Source organism: Stenotrophomonas sp. S4 (assembly GCF_054187805.2).
On sequence record NZ_CM196188.1, the window covers coordinates 2,157,741 to 2,176,809 of the forward strand.

The following is a 19,069-nucleotide window of genomic DNA, read 5'->3' on the forward strand; positions in this document are numbered from 1 at the left end:
GGGCCGGTCCCTCCAGGGAAATCCAACATGGCACGTTTCTTCATCGATCGCCCGGTGTTCGCCTGGGTGCTGGCGATCTTCATCATCCTGGCCGGCGTGTTGGCGATTCCGCAGCTCGCCGTGGAGCGCTATCCGGCGGTTTCGCCGCCGAGCGTCAGCATCTATGCCAGCTACCCGGGTGCCAGCCCGCAGACGCTGAACGATGCGGTGGTCGGCCTGATCGAGCGCGAGCTGTCCAGCGTCAAGCACCTGCTGTACTTCGAATCGTCGGTGGACACCTCCGGTGAAGCCTCGATCACCGCCACGTTCAAGCCCGGTACCAACCCCGAGCTGGCGCAGGTGGACGTGCAGAACCGGATCAAGGCGATCGAGCCGCGCCTGCCGCGCAGCGTGCGCCAGAACGGCCTGTTCGTGGAGGCCGCCGATTCCGGCTTCCTGATGCTGGTCGGCCTGCGTTCGCCGGACGCCAGCGTCAGCGAGGCGGCGCTGGGCGATTTCATGGCGCGCAACATCATCGAAGAGCTGCGCCGCATCGATGGCGTCGGCCGCGTGCAGTTGTTCGGTGCCGAGCAGGCGATGCGCGTGTGGCTGGACCCGACCCGGTTGACCGGCTACGGCCTGACCATGGGCGATGTGGCCGCCGCCATCGAGCAGCAGAACCTGGAGATCTCGCCGGGACGCATTGGTGATTCGCCGGGTGTTCCAGGCCAGCGCATCACCGTGCCGCTCAGCGCCGAGGGCCAGTTGTCCACGCCGGAACAGTTCGCCGCCATCGTGCTGCGTGCCGGGGCCGACGGTTCACGGGTGGTGCTGGGCGATGTCGCCCGCGTTGAACTGGGCGCGCAGAGCTATGCCTGGGGCACCCGCGAGGACGGCCATCCGGCCACCGCCGCCGGCGTGCAGCTGCGTCCCGGCGCGAACGCGGTGCGTACCGCGTCGGCGGTGCGTGAGCGCATGGCCGAACTGGCGCCGCTGCTGCCACGCGGCGTGGAATCGAGCATTCCGTTCGACACCGCGCCGTTCGTCAAGATCTCGATCCAGAAGGTGGTGCAGACGCTGCTGGAGGCCATGCTGCTGGTGTTCGCGGTGATGTACCTGTTCCTGCAGAACTGGCGCTACACGCTGATTCCGGCGCTGGTCGCACCGATCGCGCTGCTCGGCACCTTCGCGGTGATGCTGGCGCTGGGCTTCTCGATCAACGTGCTGACCATGTTCGGCATGGTGCTGGCGATCGGCATCATCGTCGACGACGCGATCGTGGTGGTCGAGGGCGTGGAACGGATCATGGCCGAGGAAGGCCTGCCGCCGCGCGAGGCCACCATCAAGGCGATGCGCGAGCTGACCGGTGCGGTGATCGGCATCACCCTGGTGCTGACCGCCGTGTTCATTCCGATGGCCTTGGCCAGCGGCTCGGTGGGCGCGATCTACCGCCAGTTCACCGTGGCGATGGCGGTGTCGATCCTGTTGTCGGCGCTGCTGGCGTTGAGCCTGACGCCAGCGCTGTGCGCGACCCTGCTGCGCCCGAACACCCATGGCCACCATGGTCGTGGTGGGCTGTTCGGTGCCTTCAATCGTGGCTTCGAGAAGATGACCGGGCGCTACCAGCGTGGCGTGGCCTCGGTGCTGCGGCGAAGCGGGCGGGTGATGGGCGTGTTCGCCGCACTGGTGGTGGCGCTGCTGCTGGGCCTGCACTGGCTGCCGGGCGCATTCCTGCCCGAAGAGGACCAGGGCTATTTCATGACCTCGATCCAGCTGCCGGCCGAAGCCACCGCCGAGCGCACGCTGGCCGTGGTCGAAGCCTACGAACGGCATGTGGCCTCGCGCCCAGGCATCGGCTCCAATCAGTCGATCCTTGGCTACAGCTTCTCTGGCTCCGGCCCGAGCGCGGCGCTGACCTACACCATGCTGAAGGACTGGGGCGAGCGCGCAGGCGCCACCGCGGCCGGCGAGGTGGAGGCCGCGCAGAAGGCGATGTCCACGATTGCCGAGGGCGAGGTGATGAGCGTGATGCCGCCGGCGATCGACAGCCTGGGCCGTTCGTCCGGGTTCTCGCTCGCCCTGCAGGCGCGTACCGGGCAGAGCCAGGCCGAGCTGCGCGCGGCCCTGCAGCAGCTGCTGAAGCTGGCCGAGGCCAGCCCGCTGCTGTCCGAGGTGCATGCCGATGGCCTGCCTGCAGGCACCAGCGTGCGGCTGGACATCGACCGCGCCAAGGCCGAGGCGATGGGCGTGGGCTTCGAACACATCAGCAGCACGCTGTCGGCTGCGATGGGCTCGCAGTACGTCAATGACTTCCCCAACAAGGGCCGGTTGCAGCAGGTGATCCTGCAGGCCGACGCGCCGCACCGCATGGAACTGGAGGACGTGCTGAAGCTGTACGTGCGCAACAGCGAGGGCGGCATGGTGGCGCTGTCCGAACTGGTGACCCCGCACTGGACCGAGGCGCCGCTGCAGCTGCAGCGCTACCTCGGCTTCCCGGCGCTGAACCTGTCCGGCGCCCCGGCCTCCGGGGTGTCGACCGGCCAGGCCATGGCGGAGATGGAGCGGCTGGCCGAAAAACTGCCGTCCGGCTTCGCCCTGCAGTGGACCAGCCAGTCGCTGCAGGAGCGTGAGTCGGGCGCGCAGGCGCCGTGGCTGCTGCTGTTGTCGATGCTGGTGGTGTTCCTGGTGCTGGCGGCGCTGTACGAGAGCTGGTCGATTCCGCTGGCGGTGATGCTGGTGGTGCCGTTGGGCCTGCTCGGCGCGGTCGCCGCCGTGTTGTTGCGCGGCATGCCCAACGACGTGTTCTTCAAGGTCGGCATGATCACCGTGATCGGGCTGTCGGCGAAGAACGCGATCCTCATCGTCGAGTTCGCGCGGCAGCTGCAGCAGCAGGGGCGCGGCCTGGTTGAAGCAGCGCTGGAGGCGGCGCGCCTGCGCCTGCGGCCGATCGTGATGACCTCGCTGGCGTTCGCGCTGGGCGTGGTGCCGCTGATGCTGGCGCAGGGCGCGTCGAAGGAAACCCAGCAGGGGATCGGAACCGGCGTGTTCGGCGGCATGGTCAGTGCGACCGTGCTGGCGGTGTTCTTCGTGCCGGTCTTCTATGTAGTGGTGCAGGGCGCGCGGCAGTGGATCGCGCAACGCCTGCGCAGGCGCCGGCCGATGCCGGAAGGATCCGTGGATGGAACGGGATATCGTTGAAGACCTGCATGAGCGGCAGTTGCTGGCGCTGGAGCAGCGCCTGTGCGCGGCGCTGCTGGAGAATGATCACGATGCGCTGACTGCACTGGTATCGCCAGCCTTGTTCATGATGGACGGGCAGGGCGGGCGCATGCTCGAGCTGCCGTGGCTGGGTGACTGGCTGGCCGGCAGCCTGCAGGTGCGCAGCCTGCAGTCGTACGCGGTGGAAACGCTGCTGTGTGGCCGTCTGGCGTTGCTGTCCAGCGACGTGCGATTGTCCGTGCGGCAGCAGGGCCGGGAGCATGAGCTGAAGCTGCGCCTTCTGCGGGTCTGGACCTGCAGTTCCGGCGGCAGCGGTGCGCAGCTGTTGTCGATGGCGGTGCTGGCCGCATGAGCGCGGTCAGGCCGCTTTCAGGCCCCGCTCACCGGCAGGTGGTAGGGTCGAAGATCTCTGTAGTGTCGACAAGGAGTCGAGCCATGCGTGTAGTTCCCAGTCTGTTGGCAGCCTCCCTCGGGTTGGTGCTGGCCGCGTGCCAGCCGGCACAGCCGCCCGCCGCGAGCGGCAATGATGCCGCGCCGCCGGCCGCGCCCGAACCGGCCGCCGGCGCCGGTACCGGCAGCGAGACCACTTACCAGTGTGGTGATCTGAGCGTGCGCGCGACCTTCAACGGCGAGGATGCGGCCACGGTGGTGATTGGCGAACGCACCTTCGCCATGACCTCCGAGCGTGCGGCGTCGGGTGCCAAGTACGGCGATGGCAAGGGCAACAGCTTCTGGACCAAGGGCAGCGATGACGGCCTGTTGAGCCTGAAGGGCGAAGCCGATCGCGAGTGCCATGCGGTCGAAGCCACCGAAGGCGATGGCAGCGCCGGCAATGCCGCGTTCCGTGCCACCGGCAATGAACCCGGCTGGCTTGCAGTCGTTGATGGCGATGCGCCGGGCCTGCAGGTGGAAGTCGATTATGGTGAGCGTCGCTTCGATGTGGCCAAACCCACCGAAGGCGCTGACGGCTGGAGCGGCAAGGCGTCTGATGGCACCGACGTCAAGCTCAGCTTCCAGCGCACCACCTGCCAGGACGACATGAGTGGCGAGGCATTCGATGCCAAGGTGAACCTGACCATCGGCACCCGCCAGTACCACGGTTGTGGCAATTTCGGCGCGAAGCAGCCGTAAGCCATCTGTAGAGCCGAGTCCACGCTCGGCTCTACATCATCGAGGGGTCAGCCCCCGCAGGGCTTCAGGTCGAGATCGAAGTCCAGGTCATAGCGTGTGTTGATTCCGATCAGCGCTGCGCGGACAGCGCAGTCACCGCGATGACGCGCGACCAGATCGGTGAAGATCTTCTCGCGGCCCTCGCAGTACTTCACGCTGGCCTCTTCCAGTTCGCGGCGACGCTCGTCGTCGTACGGCTCTTCGCCGGCGAAATGCTGGCAGGTGTTCTCGCGCGCGAGGAAGGCCTGCACGTCGGCCGGCATCGCGCAGTAGATGCGCACGTCATCGGCGTCGTACACATCGCCTGGGACCGGGCAACCGGCAGCCGCACGTGCCTTGTCCAGCTCTTCATCGCCTGAGGTCAGGTCGGTAGCGGGCTCCGCTTTGGCGGTGGCCTCGACGGCGGCCGGTGCCTCCACCGCAGGTGCGGCCGTCACGGCCGGAGTGGCCTTCGGCGTGGCGTCGGCAGCGTTGTCCGCTGCCTGCGGCGAGCACGCCGCAAGCAGGGACAGGCAGCCGATCAGCGCAAGGCGCTTAGTCGGCACGGCCAGCGAATTCGCCGGTGGCGGTGTTCACCAGCACGCGTTCGCCGTTGACGATGTACTCCGGCACCATGATCTCGATGCCGGTGTTGAGCTTGGCCGGCTTCGGGCGCTTGGTGGCGGTGCCGCCCTTCAGTTCCGGCGGGGTTTCGATCACTTCCAGCACCACCGAGGCCGGCAGCTGGATCGCCACCGGCTGCTCGTCGATCACCTGCACGTAGATGCCGGTCAGGCCGTCGGTGATGTAGCCGGCGTCGTCGCCGATCACGTCCGCGTCCAGGGTGTACGGGGTGTAGTCCTCGTCATCGAGGAACACGAACGCATCGCCATCCTTGTACGAATAGGTGGACTGGCGGCGCAGCAGTTCGACCTCGACCAGGTTGTCGTCGGCATCGAAGCTGGCATCGAGCTTGTTGCCGCCCGGCACGCTGTACATGATGAAGCGGAAGCGGACGTTGCCGCCGCGACCCTGCGGCGAGCTGCGCTCGATGTCGCGGATCTGGTACACGCCGTTGTTGTACTCGACGACGTTGCCCTTCTTGATGTCGTTGGCTTTCATGGTGATCTAGGTCGTTGGGGGAGGGCGCCGTCCCGGCGCCCGGGGGGAATCACTTCGGAGCGAGGCGGGTAGCGCCGTCCAGGCGGATGGTCTCGCCGTTGAGGTAGGTGTTGCCGAGGATGAAGCCGACCAGGCTGGCGAAGTCTTCCGGCTTGCCCAGGCGCGACGGGAACGGGATCGACGCGGCCAGCGACTGCTGCACCGCCTCGGGCATGCCATCCACCATCGGCGTCCAGAACACGCCCGGGGCGATGGTGTTGACGCGGATGCCGAAGCGCGACAGTTCGCGCGCCATCGGCAGCGTCATCGACACCACGCCGCCCTTGCTGGCTGCATAGGCGGCCTGGCCGATCTGGCCTTCATAGGCGGCGATGCTGGCGGTGTTGATGATCACGCCGCGCTCGCCGTCGGTGCCGGCTTCGTTGTGCTGCATGCGGTTGGCCGCGGCCTTGGCCACGTTGAAGCTGCCGACCAGGTTGACCATCACCGTGCCCTGGAAGCCGGCCAGCGGCATCGGGCCTTCCTTGCCCAGCACGCGGCCGGCGCCGAGGATGCCGGCGCAGTTCATCGCCACGTTCAGGCCGCCGAGGAAATCGTGGGCCTGGTCGATGGCTGCCGAGACGGCCGCTTCATCGCTGACGTTGACGTTGAAATAGCGGGCCTTGTCGGTACCCAGCCCGGCAACGGCGGAGGCGCCCTTGTCGTCGTTGAGGTCGAACAGGGCCACCTTGCCGCCCTGGGCGACGAGGTGCTGGGCCACGGCCAGGCCGAGGCCGGAAACGCCGCCAGTGATCACGGCACGTACGGAAGACAGCTGCATTGAACGGTCCTGCAGGTTCGAGAACCGCCGATTCTAACGGAAGCCGCGACCGCCGCTGTTGTGCACTGCGCCGCCTTTACGGGGCGGCGCAGCGCAACGGTCAGCCGGCGGCGGCCAGCGCCTGCCCGGTGCGGCTGGCGGTGGCGCGGCCGAGCAGGCCGGCCAGCCAGCGGCCGGTCTCGGCCAGTGCCGGCAGGTCCACGCCGCTGTCCAGGCCCAGGCCCTGCAGCAGGTAGACCACATCCTCGCTGGCGACGTTGCCGCTGGCGCCCTTGGCATACGGGCAGCCACCGGCGCCGGACACCGCGCTGTCGACCACGCGCACGCCTTCTTCCAGGCAGGTGGCGATGTTGGCGATGGCCTGGCCGTAGGTGTCGTGGAAGTGCACGGCCAGTGCCGCCATCGGAATCTCGGCGGCAACCGCCTGCAGCATCGCCCGTGCCTTGCGCGGGGTGCCGACGCCGATGGTGTCGCCCAGCGAGATTTCGTAACAGCCCATCTGGTGCAGGGCACGCGCCACGCGGACCACGTCGGCCAGTGGCACCTCGCCCTGGTAGGGGCAGCCGAGCACGGTGGAGACGTAGCCGCGCACGCGCACGCCATCGGCGGCGGCGCGGCGCAGGATCGGCTCGAACCGGGCCAGCGATTCGTCGATGCCGGCATTGGTGTTGGTACGGTTGAACGCCTCGGAGGCGGCGGTGAACACCGCCACTTCCTCCACGCCCACCGCACGGGCGCGGTCGTAGCCCTGTTCGTTCGGTACCAGCACCGGGTAGTGGATGCCGGGCCGGCGCTGGATGCCGGCGAAGACATCGGCGGCGTCGGCCAACTGCGGGATCCACTTCGGGCTGACGAAGCTGGTCGCCTCGATGCTGCGCAGGCCGGTGGCCGACAGGCGGTTGATCAGTTCGATCTTGTCGGCGGTGGCCACCGACTGCTTTTCGTTCTGCAGGCCGTCACGCGGGCCGACCTCGACGATGCGGACGTAGTCGCTCATGCGGCCACCTCGTCGGCGGGGCGGTGGCAGACCGCCTCGATGTTGTTGCCGTCCGGGTCGAGCACGAAGGCGCCGTAATAGTCGGGGTGGTACCACGGGCGCAGGCCCGGCGCGCCGTTGTCGCGGCCGCCGGCGGCGAGGGCGGCGGCATGGAAGGCGTCCACCTGGTCGCGGCTGGTGCAGGCGAAGGCCACGTGCACGCCGTGGCTGGCGGTGCCGCCATTGCCGAGCCAGAAGAACGGCTTGCCGTCGCTGCCGAAGCCGATGTGGTCGTGCGCGCCGGTCTGTTCGGCGGTCACTTCCATCATCACGCCGATCTGCAGCGGCGCCAGTGCCTGCAGGAAGAAGGTCTTGCTGCGCGCCAGGTCGGCGCTGGTCAAACCAAGATGATCGAGCATGTTCAGGCTTCCGTGACCCAGTGGGGCGCGCGCTTGTCGAGGAAGGCGCCCAGGCCTTCCTGGCCCTCGGCGGACACCCGCAGGCGCGCGATCAGGGCGGCATTATCCCGATCCAGCGCGTCGCGGTCATGGCTGTCGCGGACCTGCCGGACCAGCTGCTTGGCGGTGGACGAGGCGATCGGGCCGGCCTTGTCGAGCAGGGCCAGCTGCCGCTCCAGCGCCTCGTCCAGGCGCTCGGGCTCGACCAGCTGGTGGACCAGGCCGATGCGCAGTGCGGTATCGGCGTCGAAGTGCTCGCCGGTGGCGAACCAGCGGCGCGCCTGGCGCGGGCCGATGGCCTCGATCACGTAGGGCGAGATCACCGCCGGCAGCAGGCCCAGACGGCTTTCGGTCAGGCCGAAGCGGGCCGAGGTGCTGGCGATGGCGATGTCGCAGCAGGCGACCAGGCCGACGCCGCCGCCGAAGGCCGCGCCGTGGATCCGGGCCAGGGTCGGCTTGGGCAGCTCGTCCAGGGTGCGCATCAGTCGCGCCAGCGCCAGCGAGTCCTCGCGGTTGTCGGCTTCGCTGGCGGCGGCCATGCCGCGCATCCACTGCATGTCGGCACCGGCCGAGAAGGAGGCGCCGTGGCCGGCCACCACCACGGCCCGGACCGAATCATCGCGGCCGGCGGCCTCCAGCGCAGCGGTCAGCCGGGCGATCAGGCTGGCGTCAAAGGCGTTGTGCAGCTCCGGCCGGTTCAGCCAGAGAGTGAGGGTGGCGCCGCTGCGCTCGATCTGCAAAGCATCGTTCATGGGATTCCAGGGTCACTCCATACCTGTATGGATCATAGCGGGCCATTGGTCATGGGCCATGACGCGACGCGGGAATGTTAGAATCGAGAACCATTTACATCCAGCAGAGAACACGCTAGATGACGCTGTCCGAACTGCCGCTGCACACCTCGGCCGTGGTCGAGTCCGTGCAGGACCTGCATGCCAACGATGCCATTGCCCGTCGCCTGCGCGAGCTGGGTTTCGTGAAGGGCGAGGAAGTGCGCCTGGTGGCCAAGGGCCCGGTGGGGGGCGAACCGCTGCTGGTGCAGGTCGGGTTCACCAGGTTCGCGCTGCGGATCAGTGAAGCCAAGCGCGTCGTGGTCGACGCCGCCAGCCAGGAACGACGTGCATGACCGCTACCACCGCTACCGCCCCCCTGCGCATCGCGCTGGTCGGTAACCCGAACAGCGGCAAGACCGCGCTGTTCAACCAGCTGACCGGCAGCCGGCAGAAGGTCGCCAACTACACCGGCGTCACCGTCGAGCGCAAGGAAGGCCGCCTGCGCGCGCCGTCCGGCCGTGAATTCGCCGTGCTTGACCTGCCGGGCGCCTACAGCCTGCAGCCGGCCAGCCTGGACGAGGCGATCACCCGCGACCTGTGCCGGGGCTTCTACCCGGGCGAAGCCGCACCGGACGTGCTGCTGTGCGTGATCGACGCCACCAACCTGCGCCTGCACCTGCGTTTCGCGCTGGAACTGCGCGAACTGGGCAAGCCGATGGTGGTGGCCCTGAACATGGTCGATGCGGCCCAGCGCCGCGGCATCCAGGTGGACGTGGCCGCGCTGGAGCGCGAGCTGGGCGTGCCGGTGGTGGAGACCGTGGCGGTGCGCAAGCAGGGCGCCAAGGCCCTGGTCGAGCGCCTCGATGCGATGGTTCCGCACCTGGATGCGCCGGTGCCGGGCCCGGAGGGTGGCATCGACTACCATGCCAAGGTGCGCGAGATCCTGTCGGTCGCCGTGCGCATGCCGGCGCGGACCGCGAAGATCGACGACGCGCTGGACCGCTGGCTGCTGCACCCGGTGTTCGGCCTGGTCAGCCTCGCCGTGGTGATGTTCCTGATCTTCCAGGCGGTGTACGCCTGGGCGACGCCGGTGATGGACGGCATCGAGGCCGGTTTCGCCTGGCTCGGTACTTTCGTCGGCAGCGTGCTGCCGGAAGGCCCGCTGGCCAGCCTGCTGACCGACGGCATCATCGCCGGCGTCGGTGGCGTGGTGGTGTTCCTGCCGCAGATCCTGATCCTGTTCTTCTTCATCCTGGTGCTGGAGGAATCCGGCTACCTGCCGCGTGCGGCATTCCTGCTCGACCGCATGATGGCGGCCGCCGGCCTGTCCGGCCGTTCGTTCATCCCGCTGCTGTCCAGCTTCGCCTGTGCGGTGCCGGGCATCATGTCCACCCGCAGCATCCAGGACCCGCGTGACCGCCTGGCCACGATCCTGGTCGCGCCGCTGATGACCTGCTCGGCGCGCCTGCCGGTGTACGCGCTGCTGATCGGTGCGTTCATTCCGCAGAAGACGGTGTGGGGCGTGTTCAACCAGCAGGGCCTGGTGCTGTTCGGCCTGTACGCGGCGGGCATTCTCAGTGCGCTGGCGATGTCGTGGATCATGAAGAAGTGGCGCCGCGACAAGAGCGAGCATCCGCTGATGCTGGAGCTGCCGTCGTACCGCCTGCCGCACGTGCGCGACCTGGCGGTCGGCCTTTACGAGCGCGGCATGATCTTCCTCAAGCGCGTTGGCGGCATCATCCTGGCGCTGACCATCCTGTTGTGGGTACTGCTGTCGTTCCCGGCGGCACCGGCTGGCGCCACGATGCCGGCGATCGACTACAGCTTCGCCGGCCAGATCGGTCATGCGATGGCGGTGTTCTTCGCGCCGCTGGGCTTCAACTGGCAGATCTGCATTGCACTGATTCCGGGCCTGGCTGCGCGCGAAGTGGCGGTGTCCTCGCTGGCGACCGTGTACGCGCTGTCGGCGGCCGATGACGATGCCGCCAGCCAGGCGCTGACTCCGCTGATCAGCGACGGCTGGTCGCTGGCCACCGCGCTGTCGCTGCTGGTCTGGTACATCTACGCCCCGATGTGCATCTCGACGCTGGCCACCATCAAGCGCGAGACCAATTCGTGGAAGACGATGGCCTTCTCGGCGTTCTACCTGTTTGCTGCGGCCTACGTGGCTGCGCTGATCACCTGCCAGGTGACCAGGGCGCTGGGAGGCGGCTGATGGACCGTGGACTGCTGCTGCAGTACCTGATCATCGCGGTGGCCGTGCTGGTCAGTGCCTGGGTGGTGCTGAAGAAGCAGTTCCCGGGCACCGTGCGCACGCTGCGCGGGGCACTGGCGCTGGCCCTGCTGAAGCCGGGCCGCGCTGCCTGGCTGCAGGCGCTGGGGCGGAAGATCGCGCCGCCGGCGACGGGCGGTGGTGGTGCCTGTGGCGGTTGCGACAGCTGCGGACCGACGCCGCCCAAACAGCATTGACTCTGCCTTGGTAGGTGCGAACCTTGGTTCGCACGCTCCCGGATCCACGCATGGCGTGGATCTACTAGACCTCTCTACGGATGATCGCGCGGAAACTTCCGTCCTGGTTCAGTCGCCGCACCGACTCCCGGTTTCCATGGGCTGCCGCGAAGCCCGCCACGTCGGCCAGGGCATCAAGCAGCAGGCCTTTCAGTCCGTCACGGTTTCCGGCCTCCAGCAGGTCGTCAAGGTCCTGCTGGATGAACGCCCGGCGCAGGCCCGGCGTTTCTTCGATCCGCCAGTCGACATGGGGCGTGGGAATGCTGGAGCGGTACCGGAAAGCCGTTTCAAGATCGTCAGGCGTGAGGGGATACGCGAGCAGCTCTGGAAAGTAGAGCCCGGCATTCACATAGAAACCCCGGCTTTCGCTGGCGCGTTGGTGATTGACGACAAGCAGGGCGGCATCCAGCAAGCGGTAGCGGGTCGTCGACGTGCCGGCAAAGCCGGTCTTCCGGGCGCACTTGCTGAAGACGGTCGAGGATTTCATGGGCTTTGCCTGGGCCGGAAGCGGGGCCCACAGCCTTGAGGCGCAGTGCCTGGCGGTCAATTGGCAAACGCGACACTGGAACGTGGCCCGTATTTCATCCACGCATGGCGTGGATCTACCTGGCGCGTGAACCCAGCTCTGCTGCCAACGCCAGCCATCGTTCCCGCTGCGCCGGGCTGCTGCTGCGTACCGCACCGAGTCGGCTGACCCGCACCGGGCGGATGCCGCAGAATTCCAGGATGGTGGCGCGGATCTGGGTGATGCCCGGGTCGCGGTAGATCCAGCGGTAATACCAGGGCGGCGTATCCAGCGTGGTGATCACCCGCGCGCTGCGGCCAGCCAGCAACCGGTCCCACCACACCGAATCGCGCCGGTAGCGGAAGGCGTACCCCGGCAGCAGCACGCGATCGAAGAAGCCCTTCAGCAGCGCCGGCATCGCACCCCACCAGGTGGGATAGGCCAGCACCAGATGATCGCAGGCCTCGATCGCATCCGCCGCGTCCTGCAGGCCGGCTTCCAGTGGCTGGATCTGGCGGTAGCCATGGCGCAGCACCGGATCGAACTCGAGGTCACCCAATGCGATCAGGCGCACCCGATGGCCGGCATTCTCGGCAGCCGTGGCGTAGCGCTGGGCGAGGGCGCCGCACAGGCTGTCGCGGTCGGGATGGCCAAGCAGGATCAGGATGGAGCGGGACACGGCAACCTCGGGCAATGGAATGTGCGCAAGGTTGGGGTCTGCCCCAGGGACAGAGTCAAACGCCAGGGGTGCAGCCGCTGAGTTCCAGCACGCAGTCACTGCTGCCGGAGTGCAGCCATTGCCGCAGTTCGTCGCTGACCTGCTGCAGGTGGAGCTCGACCTGCGCCAGCCGTGCCCGCTCGCTGGCAATGCGGCAGCGCTGCTGTTCCAGCAAGGCCAGCACCGCCGGCCAGTCGAGCCGTCCGTCGCGGCCCTGCAGACGGGAGACTGCGGCCAGGGTGATGCCCAGCGCCAACGCCTGGCGGATCAACTGCACCCAGGCCACATCCTGTTCGCTGTAGTCGCGATAGCGGTTCAGTCGCGGCACCGGCGGCAGCAGTCCGCGCGCCTCGTACAGGCGGATGGCCTTGGCGCTGGCGCCGGTCAGGCGGCTGACCTCGGAAATGCGCATTGGCTCAGTCCCGCACCAGTCCGCCATCGACCACCAGGTTCTGCCCGGTCATCGCGCGCGACCACGGGCTGGCGAAGAACAGCGCGGCATCGGCGAACTCGGCCGGGGTGGTGACGCTGCGCAGTGGCGTGTTTGCGGCGATGTAGTCGAACACCGCTTCGGGCGTGGCGGCGCTGGCATCGGTAGTGCGCAGCAGGCCACCGGACAGCATGTTCACGGTGATGCCATGCGGGCCGAGGTCGCCGGCCAGGGTGCGGGTCAGCGACAGCAGCGCGGCCTTGGCGGCGGTGTAGTCGTGGTAGGGCACGACCGGGTTCTGGAACAGATTGGTGCCGATGTTGATGACCCGGCCGAAGCGACGGGCCTGCATGCCGGGCAGGGCGGCCTGCACGGTGTTCAGCGCGCCACGCACGCTGCCCTCGAACTGCGCCTGGAACGCCGGCCAGCCGATGGCAGCAGCGCCGTCGCGGGCATCACCATTGAACGAGAAGGCGGCCAGCGCGTTGTTGACCACCGTGGTGACGCCCTGGCCGAAGTGCCCCAGCGCCTGCTGCAGCATCGCATCGACCTGGCCGCGGTCGGTGACGTCGGCCGGCAGCGCGATCGCCTGGCCGCCCAGCTCGGCGGCCAGCGCACGTGCGGCGACTTCGCTGCGGTGATAGTTGACGATGACGCGCGCGCCCTGCGCCGCGAACGCGCGGGCGATGTGCTGGCCGAGGCCGCGGCCGGCGCCGGTGACCAGCACCAGCTGTTCGCTGATCTGCATGAGGGGGCTGCCATCCATTGCATGAAAGGGCATGCAGCGTAGCAGTGATGGCGCTTGCCGGAGCAGGCGTGCTGCCGCTAGCCTGCAGGCATGAACCAGACTCCCCTGCGATTGCTTATTCACGGTGCCTCCGGGCGCATGGGCCAGGCCCTGCTGCGGCTGGCCGCCGAACATCCCGAAACCCTGCAGATCGTGGCCGCAGTGACCGGCCGTGCGCCGGCGCAGCGCGTGGTCGACGGCGTGCCGTTCTTCGGTGCCAGCGAACTGTCCGGCGCGCCGGTGTTCGACGTGGCGATCGACTTCAGCCTGCCGGAGGGTTTCGACCCGCTGCTGGCGTTGTGCGTGGAGCGGGGTGCAGGGCTGGTGTCGGGCACCACCGGCATCTCCAGCGCGCAGCGGCAGGCGTTGGAGGCCGCTGCGGCGTCCATCCCGCTGGTCTGGGCCTCGAACTTCAGCCTGGGCGTGGCGGTACTGGACGAGCTGGTGGAACGCGCGGCGCAGGCGCTGGCCGGCTGGGACTGTGACATCGTCGAATCGCACCACACGCAGAAGAAGGACGCGCCGTCGGGCACCGCGCTGACCCTGGGCGCGGCCGCGCAGCGGGGCGGGGCGGAGCCGCATTACGCCAGCCTGCGTGCCGGCGACATCGTCGGCGAGCATCTGGTGCAGTTCACCGGCCCGGGCGAGCGCATCGAGCTGGTGCACCGGGCCACCAACCGCGACATCTTCGCCCGCGGCGCCCTGTTCGCCGCCCGCCAGCTGCAGGGCCGGGCCCCGGGCAGCTATCGGGTGCGGGACCTGCTGCAGTAAGGCGGGCTGATTCCTGGGGTCGGATCCCTTTCCAGCGGAAAGGGCTCTGACCCCATCCGAGGGCGCCTGGGGTCAGAGCCTTTCCCATCCGGGAAAGGATCCGACCCCGCCTCCGGCCCGCATACGCCGCCGGATTGAAATGAATGCGCAATCGCCTGTTTACAATGCGCGATAACCGCTGGCGCGAGCGCCCCGGCAGCGCTACAATTCGCACTCGCCGAATCACGAAAGCCGGACCGGTCCCAGACCGTACGTCCGCGCTTTTTTGCAACCGGATTTCCGTGAAGCGCAGGCGTGACTTCGGCAGCCCCCTCGGTAGCCAAAGTGAGATTCCCGTGACCCAAGCCGCAATCCTCGTCCTCGAAGACGGCACCGTATTCGAGGGCGAATCCGTAGGCGCGCCCGGCCTGTCCGTCGGTGAGGTGGTGTTCAACACCGCCATGACCGGCTACCAGGAAGTGCTGACCGACCCGTCCTACGCCCGGCAGATGGTCACGCTGACCTATCCGCATATCGGTAACACCGGCATGACCGACCAGGACAATGAAGCGTCCAAGGTGTGGTCGGCCGGCCTCATCGTGCGCGACGTTCCGCGCCGTCCCAGCAACTGGCGCAGCCAGGTGTCGCTGCAGGACTGGCTGATCCAGCGTGGCGTGGTCGCCATCGCTGGCATCGACACCCGCAAGCTGACCCGCATCCTGCGCGAGAAGGGCGCGCAGAACGGTGCGCTGATGGCCGGTGACATCGACGTGGAAAAGGCACTGGAAGCCGCCCGCAAGTTCCCGGGGCTGAAGGGCATGGATCTGGCCAAGGTCGTCACTACCGAGAAGACCTACACCTGGACCGAGGGCCAGCTGGACCTGGATGCCAATGCCTTTGTCAGCGTGCCGGCGAAGTTCAAGGTCGTGGCCTACGATTTCGGCGTGAAGACCAACATCCTGCGCATGCTGGCCGAGCGCGGCTGCGAAGTGACCGTGGTGCCGGCGCAGACCCCGGCCGCCGAAGTGCTGGCGCTGAAGCCGGACGGCGTGTTCCTGTCCAACGGCCCGGGTGACCCGGAACCGTGCGACTACGCGATCGAAGCGATCAAGACCTTCATCGACGTGAAGATCCCGACCTTCGGCATCTGCCTGGGCCACCAGCTGCTGGGCCTGGCCTCGGGCGCACAGACCATGAAGATGGGCCACGGCCACCACGGTGCCAACCACCCGGTGCAGGACCTGGACAGCGGCCGGGTGATGATCACCTCGCAGAACCACGGCTTCGCGATCGATGAAGCGACCCTGCCGGCGACCCTGCGCGTGACCCACCGCTCGCTGTTCGACGGCACCAACCAGGGCGTGGCCCGCACCGACGTGCCAGCGTTCTCGTTCCAGGGCCATCCGGAAGCGTCGCCCGGCCCGACCGATGTCGGTCCGCTGTTCGACCGCTTCGTGGTGCTGATGGAGCAGGCCAAGGCGTGATCAGTACGCCGCCGGCCGGCCGGTGGCGTCGCGATGGACCGTAAACCCCGCATCGCTGCTGCCGCTGGCGCGGCGCTGCGGATCAAGATTCCTGATCGACAGCGTGCGATCACCCCCCTTGTCACGCTGTACTGACTTAGAGAAGAAAATGCCCAAGCGCACTGACCTCAAGACCATCCTCATCATCGGTGCTGGCCCGATCGTCATCGGCCAGGCCTGCGAGTTCGACTACTCCGGCGCCCAGGCCTGCAAGGCCCTGCGTGACGAGGGTTACCGCGTGGTGCTGGTCAACAGCAACCCGGCCACGATCATGACCGACCCGGAGATGGCCGACGCCGTCTACATCGAGCCGATCAACTGGCAGACGGTCGAGAAGATCATCGCCAAGGAGAAGCCCGATGCGCTGCTGCCGACCATGGGTGGCCAGACCGCGCTGAACTGCGCGCTGGACCTGGCCGACCACGGCGTGCTGGAGAAGTACAACGTCGAACTGATCGGCGCCAAGCGCGAAGCGATCCGCATGGCCGAAGACCGCGAGCTGTTCCGCGTCGCCATGGGTGAGATCGGCCTGGAATGCCCGACCGCCGCCGTCGCCCACACGCTGGACGAAGCGCTGGAAATCCAGACCCGCGTCGGCTACCCGACCATCATCCGCCCCAGCTTCACCCTGGGCGGCAGCGGTGGTGGCATCGCCTACAACCGCGAAGAGCTGGTCGAGATCGTCAGCCGCGGCCTGGAACTGTCGCCGACCACCGAAGTGTTGGTGGAAGAGTCGGTGCTGGGCTGGAAGGAGTTCGAGATGGAAGTGGTCCGCGATACCGCGGACAACTGCATCATCGTCTGCTCGATCGAAAACCTGGACCCGATGGGCGTGCACACCGGTGACTCGATCACCGTGGCGCCGGCGCAGACCCTGACCGACAAGGAATACCAGCGCCTGCGCGACGCCTCCATCGCCGTGCTGCGCAAGATCGGCGTCGATACCGGTGGCTCGAACGTGCAGTTCGGCATCAACCCGAAGACCGGCCGCGTGGTCGTCATCGAGATGAACCCGCGCGTGTCGCGTTCCTCGGCGCTGGCCTCCAAGGCCACCGGCTTCCCGATTGCCAAGGTCGCCGCCAAGCTGGCCGTGGGTTACACCCTGGACGAACTGAAGAATGAAATCACCGGTGGCCTGACCCCGGCCTCGTTCGAGCCGTCGATCGACTACGTCGTCACCAAGATCCCGCGCTTCGCCTTCGAGAAGTTCCCGGCCGCCGATGCGCGCCTGACCACCCAGATGAAGTCGGTGGGCGAGGTGATGGCAATGGGCCGTACCTTCCAGGAGTCGGTGCAGAAGGCGCTGCGTGGCCTGGAAACCGGCAAGGTCGGCTTCGACCCGACCGGCCTGGACCTGAGCAACGAGGAAGACCTGCAGACCCTGCGTCGCGAGCTGAAGGCGCCGGGCCCGGAGCGCCTGTTCTTCGTCGCCGATGCGTTCCGCGCCGGCATGAGCGTGGAAGAGATCTACGCGCTGTCGTTCATCGATCACTGGTTCCTGGACCAGATCGAGGAAATCATCGCTGCGGAAGCTGACGTCGCCGCCGGTGGCATCGACGCGCTGGACGCCGCACGCCTGCGCAAGCTGAAGCGCGCTGGCTTCTCCGACGCGCGCCTAGCGCAGCTGACCGGAACCAACGAAGCCGCCATCCGCGCGCTGCGTCGTGCGCACAAGGTGCGCCCGGTCTACAAGCGCGTGGACTCCTGTGCCGGTGAATTCTCCACCGGTACCGCCTACCTGTACTCGACCTACGAGGACGAGTGCGAGGCTGCGCCGAGCAACCGCGACAAGATCATGATCCTGGGCGGTGGCCCGAACCGCATCGGCCAGGGCATCGAGTTCGACTACTGCTGCGTGCACGCGGCACTGGCGCTGCGCGAGGATGGCTATGAAACCATCATGGTCAACTGCAACCCGGAAACCGTGTCGACCGACTACGACACCTCCGACCGCCTGTACTTCGAACCGCTGACCCTGGAAGACGTGCTGGAAATCGTCGAACTGGAACAGCCGAAGGGCGTGATCGTGCAGTACGGCGGGCAGACCCCGCTGAAGCTGGCGCGCGCGCTGGAAGCCAACGGCGTGCCGGTGATCGGCACCAGCCCGGACTCGATCGACCTGGCCGAAGACCGCGAGCGCTTCCAGCAGCTGGTCGACAAGCTGGGCCTGAAGCAGCCGCCGAACCGCATCGCCCGCAACGACCAGGAAGCCCTGCTGCTGGCCCGCGAGATCGGCTACCCGCTGGTGGTGCGCCCGAGCTACGTGCTGGGCGGCCGTGCGATGGAGATCGTCTACGGCGAAGCCGACCTGGCCCGCTACGTGCGCGACGCGGTGAAGGTGTCCAACGATTCGCCGGTGCTGCTGGACCGCTTCCTCGACAACGCCGTCGAGTGCGACGTCGACATCATTGCCGATGCGCAGGGCAACGTCCTGATCGGCGGCGTAATGGAGCACATCGAAGAAGCCGGCGTGCACTCGGGCGATTCCTCGTGCTCGCTGCCGCCGTACTCGCTGTCGGCTGAAACCCAGGCCGAGCTGCGCCGCCAGGTGGTGGAACTGGCCAAGGCCCTGAACGTGGTCGGCCTGATGAACACCCAGTTCGCGATCCAGACCAGCGATGAAGGTGCCGACACCATCTACCTGCTGGAAGTGAACCCGCGTGCCTCGCGCACCGTGCCGTTCGTGTCCAAGGCCACCGGCATGCCGCTGGCCAAGATCGCCGCCCGCTGCATGGCCGGCAAGACGCTGGCCGAGCAGGGCGCGACCAAGGAAATCGTGCCGGACTACTACTCGGTGAAGGAAGCGATCTTCCCGTTCGCCAAGTTCCAGGGCGTCGACCCGATCCTCGGGCCGGAGATGCGCTCCACCGGTGAGGTGATGGGCGTCGGCCGCACCTTCAACGCTGCCTTCGCGCGTGCGCAGGAAGCGGGAGGCATCAAGGCGCCGCCGGTCGGCAAGGCCTTCGTCTCGGTCCGCGATCCGGACAAGAAGCGCGTGCTGCCGGTGGCCAAGGCGCTGCTGGCGCGTGGCTACAGCCTGGTCGCCACCCGTGGCACCGCCGCATGGCTGCAGCAGCACGGCATGGACTGCGAGATCATCAACAAGGTGGTCGAAGGCCGTCCGCACATCGTCGACTCGATCAAGAACGGTGAGATCGTCTACATCGTCAACACGACTGAAGGTCGTTCGGCGATCAACGACTCGTTCTCGATCCGTCGCGAGGCGCTGCAGCATCGCGTCACCTACTCGACCACCATTGCCGGCGCCAAGGCGCTGGTGGATTCACTGGAATTCCGTGGCACCGGCCCCGTCTGGTCGCTGCAGGAGCTGCACAAGGAGTTGAATGCATGA

The 19,069-nt window shown here is 67.7% G+C and carries 19 protein-coding genes; 9 read left to right on the forward strand and 10 right to left on the reverse strand.

Going from position 1 to position 19,069, the window contains the following annotated elements:
• Positions 1–27: 27 nt before the first annotated feature.
• The 3 genes from ACUZUJ_RS10130 to ACUZUJ_RS10140 all read left to right on the forward strand — a co-directional run bounded on the left by ACUZUJ_RS10130 (position 28) and on the right by ACUZUJ_RS10140 (position 4,329).
• Positions 28–3,177: a multidrug efflux RND transporter permease subunit gene (locus ACUZUJ_RS10130; protein ID WP_458220566.1), complete on the forward strand. Its 3,150-nt coding sequence runs from the start codon at positions 28–30 to the stop codon at positions 3,175–3,177.
• A complete protein-coding gene (locus ACUZUJ_RS10135; protein ID WP_049444831.1) occupies positions 3,158–3,550 on the forward strand; it encodes a nuclear transport factor 2 family protein in 393 nt (130 codons plus the stop codon). The genes ACUZUJ_RS10130 and ACUZUJ_RS10135 overlap by 20 nt, the downstream gene beginning before the upstream one ends.
• 83 nt (positions 3,551–3,633) lie before the next feature.
• Positions 3,634–4,329 carry a COG3650 family protein gene (locus tag ACUZUJ_RS10140; RefSeq protein ID WP_049444833.1) on the forward strand — a complete coding sequence of 232 codons (696 nt, stop codon included), beginning with the start codon at positions 3,634–3,636 and terminating at the stop codon, positions 4,327–4,329.
• A gap of 47 nt (positions 4,330–4,376) precedes the next feature.
• Here ACUZUJ_RS10140 and ACUZUJ_RS10145 read toward each other — a convergent pair whose 3' ends face one another.
• From ACUZUJ_RS10145 to ACUZUJ_RS10170, 6 genes are all read right to left on the reverse strand, one after another.
• The gene (locus ACUZUJ_RS10145) at positions 4,377–4,913 is read right to left on the reverse strand and encodes a hypothetical protein (protein WP_101765377.1); all 537 of its coding nucleotides are present in this window, start codon (positions 4,911–4,913) and stop codon (positions 4,377–4,379) included.
• Complete coding sequence (yeiP, locus tag ACUZUJ_RS10150; protein ID WP_005409468.1) at positions 4,903–5,469, reverse strand: elongation factor P-like protein YeiP; 567 nt, start codon at positions 5,467–5,469, stop codon at positions 4,903–4,905. The genes ACUZUJ_RS10145 and yeiP overlap by 11 nt, the downstream gene beginning before the upstream one ends.
• Positions 5,470–5,518: 49 nt before the next feature.
• On the reverse strand, positions 5,519–6,289 hold the full coding sequence (locus ACUZUJ_RS10155) for an SDR family oxidoreductase (protein WP_014037045.1): 771 nt from the start codon (positions 6,287–6,289) through the stop codon (positions 5,519–5,521).
• A gap of 100 nt (positions 6,290–6,389) precedes the next feature.
• The gene (locus ACUZUJ_RS10160; RefSeq protein WP_458220565.1) at positions 6,390–7,286 is read right to left on the reverse strand and encodes a hydroxymethylglutaryl-CoA lyase; all 897 of its coding nucleotides are present in this window, start codon (positions 7,284–7,286) and stop codon (positions 6,390–6,392) included.
• A complete protein-coding gene (locus ACUZUJ_RS10165) occupies positions 7,283–7,684 on the reverse strand; it encodes a VOC family protein (RefSeq protein ID WP_458220564.1) in 402 nt (133 codons plus the stop codon). The genes ACUZUJ_RS10160 and ACUZUJ_RS10165 overlap by 4 nt, the downstream gene beginning before the upstream one ends.
• 2 nt (positions 7,685–7,686) lie before the next feature.
• Entirely contained in the window at positions 7,687–8,475 is a 789-nt protein-coding gene (locus ACUZUJ_RS10170; RefSeq protein WP_458220563.1) for an enoyl-CoA hydratase/isomerase family protein, read from the reverse strand.
• 119 nt (positions 8,476–8,594) lie between these two features.
• Here ACUZUJ_RS10170 and ACUZUJ_RS10175 point away from each other — a divergent pair, with 119 nt between their 5' ends.
• The 3 genes from ACUZUJ_RS10175 to ACUZUJ_RS10185 are packed head-to-tail and all read left to right on the forward strand — an operon-like array spanning position 8,595 to position 10,965.
• Positions 8,595–8,849 (forward strand): FeoA family protein, encoded by a 255-nt coding sequence (locus tag ACUZUJ_RS10175; RefSeq protein ID WP_005409473.1) that lies wholly within the window; start codon positions 8,595–8,597, stop codon positions 8,847–8,849.
• A complete protein-coding gene (gene feoB, locus ACUZUJ_RS10180; RefSeq protein WP_458220562.1) occupies positions 8,846–10,711 on the forward strand; it encodes a ferrous iron transporter B in 1,866 nt (621 codons plus the stop codon). Before ACUZUJ_RS10175 ends, feoB begins: the two co-directional genes overlap by 4 nt.
• On the forward strand, positions 10,711–10,965 hold the full coding sequence (locus tag ACUZUJ_RS10185; protein WP_458220561.1) for a DUF6587 family protein: 255 nt from the start codon (positions 10,711–10,713) through the stop codon (positions 10,963–10,965). The genes feoB and ACUZUJ_RS10185 overlap by 1 nt, the downstream gene beginning before the upstream one ends.
• Positions 10,966–11,029: 64 nt before the next feature.
• On the opposite strand, the gene ACUZUJ_RS10190 is transcribed toward ACUZUJ_RS10185, so the two are convergent.
• The 4 genes from ACUZUJ_RS10190 to ACUZUJ_RS10205 form a co-directional block, all read right to left on the reverse strand.
• Positions 11,030–11,491: a DUF4304 domain-containing protein gene (locus ACUZUJ_RS10190; protein ID WP_432591750.1), complete on the reverse strand. Its 462-nt coding sequence runs from the start codon at positions 11,489–11,491 to the stop codon at positions 11,030–11,032.
• 115 nt (positions 11,492–11,606) lie between these two features.
• Complete coding sequence (locus tag ACUZUJ_RS10195) at positions 11,607–12,188, reverse strand: NAD(P)H-dependent oxidoreductase (protein WP_458220560.1); 582 nt, start codon at positions 12,186–12,188, stop codon at positions 11,607–11,609.
• Between the two features lie 55 nt (positions 12,189–12,243).
• Positions 12,244–12,639 carry a MerR family transcriptional regulator gene (locus ACUZUJ_RS10200; protein WP_458220559.1) on the reverse strand — a complete coding sequence of 132 codons (396 nt, stop codon included), beginning with the start codon at positions 12,637–12,639 and terminating at the stop codon, positions 12,244–12,246.
• Positions 12,640–12,643: 4 nt separating this feature from the next.
• A complete protein-coding gene (locus ACUZUJ_RS10205) occupies positions 12,644–13,405 on the reverse strand; it encodes a 3-oxoacyl-ACP reductase (RefSeq protein WP_458220558.1) in 762 nt (253 codons plus the stop codon).
• A 138-nt stretch (positions 13,406–13,543) separates the two neighbouring features.
• On the opposite strand from ACUZUJ_RS10205, the gene ACUZUJ_RS10210 reads away from it, so the two are divergent.
• From ACUZUJ_RS10210 to carB, 3 genes are all read left to right on the forward strand, one after another.
• Positions 13,544–14,215 carry a 4-hydroxy-tetrahydrodipicolinate reductase gene (locus ACUZUJ_RS10210; RefSeq protein WP_510468086.1) on the forward strand — a complete coding sequence of 224 codons (672 nt, stop codon included), beginning with the start codon at positions 13,544–13,546 and terminating at the stop codon, positions 14,213–14,215.
• Between the two features lie 335 nt (positions 14,216–14,550).
• Positions 14,551–15,678 carry a glutamine-hydrolyzing carbamoyl-phosphate synthase small subunit gene (carA, locus tag ACUZUJ_RS10215; RefSeq protein WP_042358678.1) on the forward strand — a complete coding sequence of 376 codons (1,128 nt, stop codon included), beginning with the start codon at positions 14,551–14,553 and terminating at the stop codon, positions 15,676–15,678.
• Between the two features lie 148 nt (positions 15,679–15,826).
• Complete coding sequence (gene carB, locus ACUZUJ_RS10220; protein ID WP_049444856.1) at positions 15,827–19,069, forward strand: carbamoyl-phosphate synthase large subunit; 3,243 nt, start codon at positions 15,827–15,829, stop codon at positions 19,067–19,069.

Bases quoted from the DNA above. Each gene is read 5' to 3' on its own strand.
- ACUZUJ_RS10165 (WP_458220564.1), bottom strand. From the start codon at position 7,684: ATGCTCGATCATCTTGGTTTGACCAGCGCCGACCTGGCGCGCAGCAAG.
- feoB (WP_458220562.1), top strand. From the start codon at position 8,846: ATGACCGCTACCACCGCTACCGCCCCCCTGCGCATCGCGCTGGTCGGT.
- ACUZUJ_RS10185 (WP_458220561.1), top strand. From the start codon at position 10,711: ATGGACCGTGGACTGCTGCTGCAGTACCTGATCATCGCGGTGGCCGTG.
- yeiP (WP_005409468.1), bottom strand. From the start codon at position 5,469: ATGAAAGCCAACGACATCAAGAAGGGCAACGTCGTCGAGTACAACAAC.
- ACUZUJ_RS10155 (WP_014037045.1), bottom strand. From the start codon at position 6,289: ATGCAGCTGTCTTCCGTACGTGCCGTGATCACTGGCGGCGTTTCCGGC.
- ACUZUJ_RS10170 (WP_458220563.1), bottom strand. From the start codon at position 8,475: ATGAACGATGCTTTGCAGATCGAGCGCAGCGGCGCCACCCTCACTCTC.
- ACUZUJ_RS10175 (WP_005409473.1), top strand. From the start codon at position 8,595: ATGACGCTGTCCGAACTGCCGCTGCACACCTCGGCCGTGGTCGAGTCC.
- ACUZUJ_RS10200 (WP_458220559.1), bottom strand. From the start codon at position 12,639: ATGCGCATTTCCGAGGTCAGCCGCCTGACCGGCGCCAGCGCCAAGGCC.
- ACUZUJ_RS10130 (WP_458220566.1), top strand. From the start codon at position 28: ATGGCACGTTTCTTCATCGATCGCCCGGTGTTCGCCTGGGTGCTGGCG.
- ACUZUJ_RS10205 (WP_458220558.1), bottom strand. From the start codon at position 13,405: ATGCAGATCAGCGAACAGCTGGTGCTGGTCACCGGCGCCGGCCGCGGC.
- ACUZUJ_RS10140 (WP_049444833.1), top strand. From the start codon at position 3,634: ATGCGTGTAGTTCCCAGTCTGTTGGCAGCCTCCCTCGGGTTGGTGCTG.
- ACUZUJ_RS10190 (WP_432591750.1), bottom strand. From the start codon at position 11,491: ATGAAATCCTCGACCGTCTTCAGCAAGTGCGCCCGGAAGACCGGCTTT.
- ACUZUJ_RS10160 (WP_458220565.1), bottom strand. From the start codon at position 7,286: ATGAGCGACTACGTCCGCATCGTCGAGGTCGGCCCGCGTGACGGCCTG.
- ACUZUJ_RS10135 (WP_049444831.1), top strand. From the start codon at position 3,158: ATGGAACGGGATATCGTTGAAGACCTGCATGAGCGGCAGTTGCTGGCG.
- ACUZUJ_RS10210 (WP_510468086.1), top strand. From the start codon at position 13,544: ATGGGCCAGGCCCTGCTGCGGCTGGCCGCCGAACATCCCGAAACCCTG.
- carB (WP_049444856.1), top strand. From the start codon at position 15,827: ATGCCCAAGCGCACTGACCTCAAGACCATCCTCATCATCGGTGCTGGC.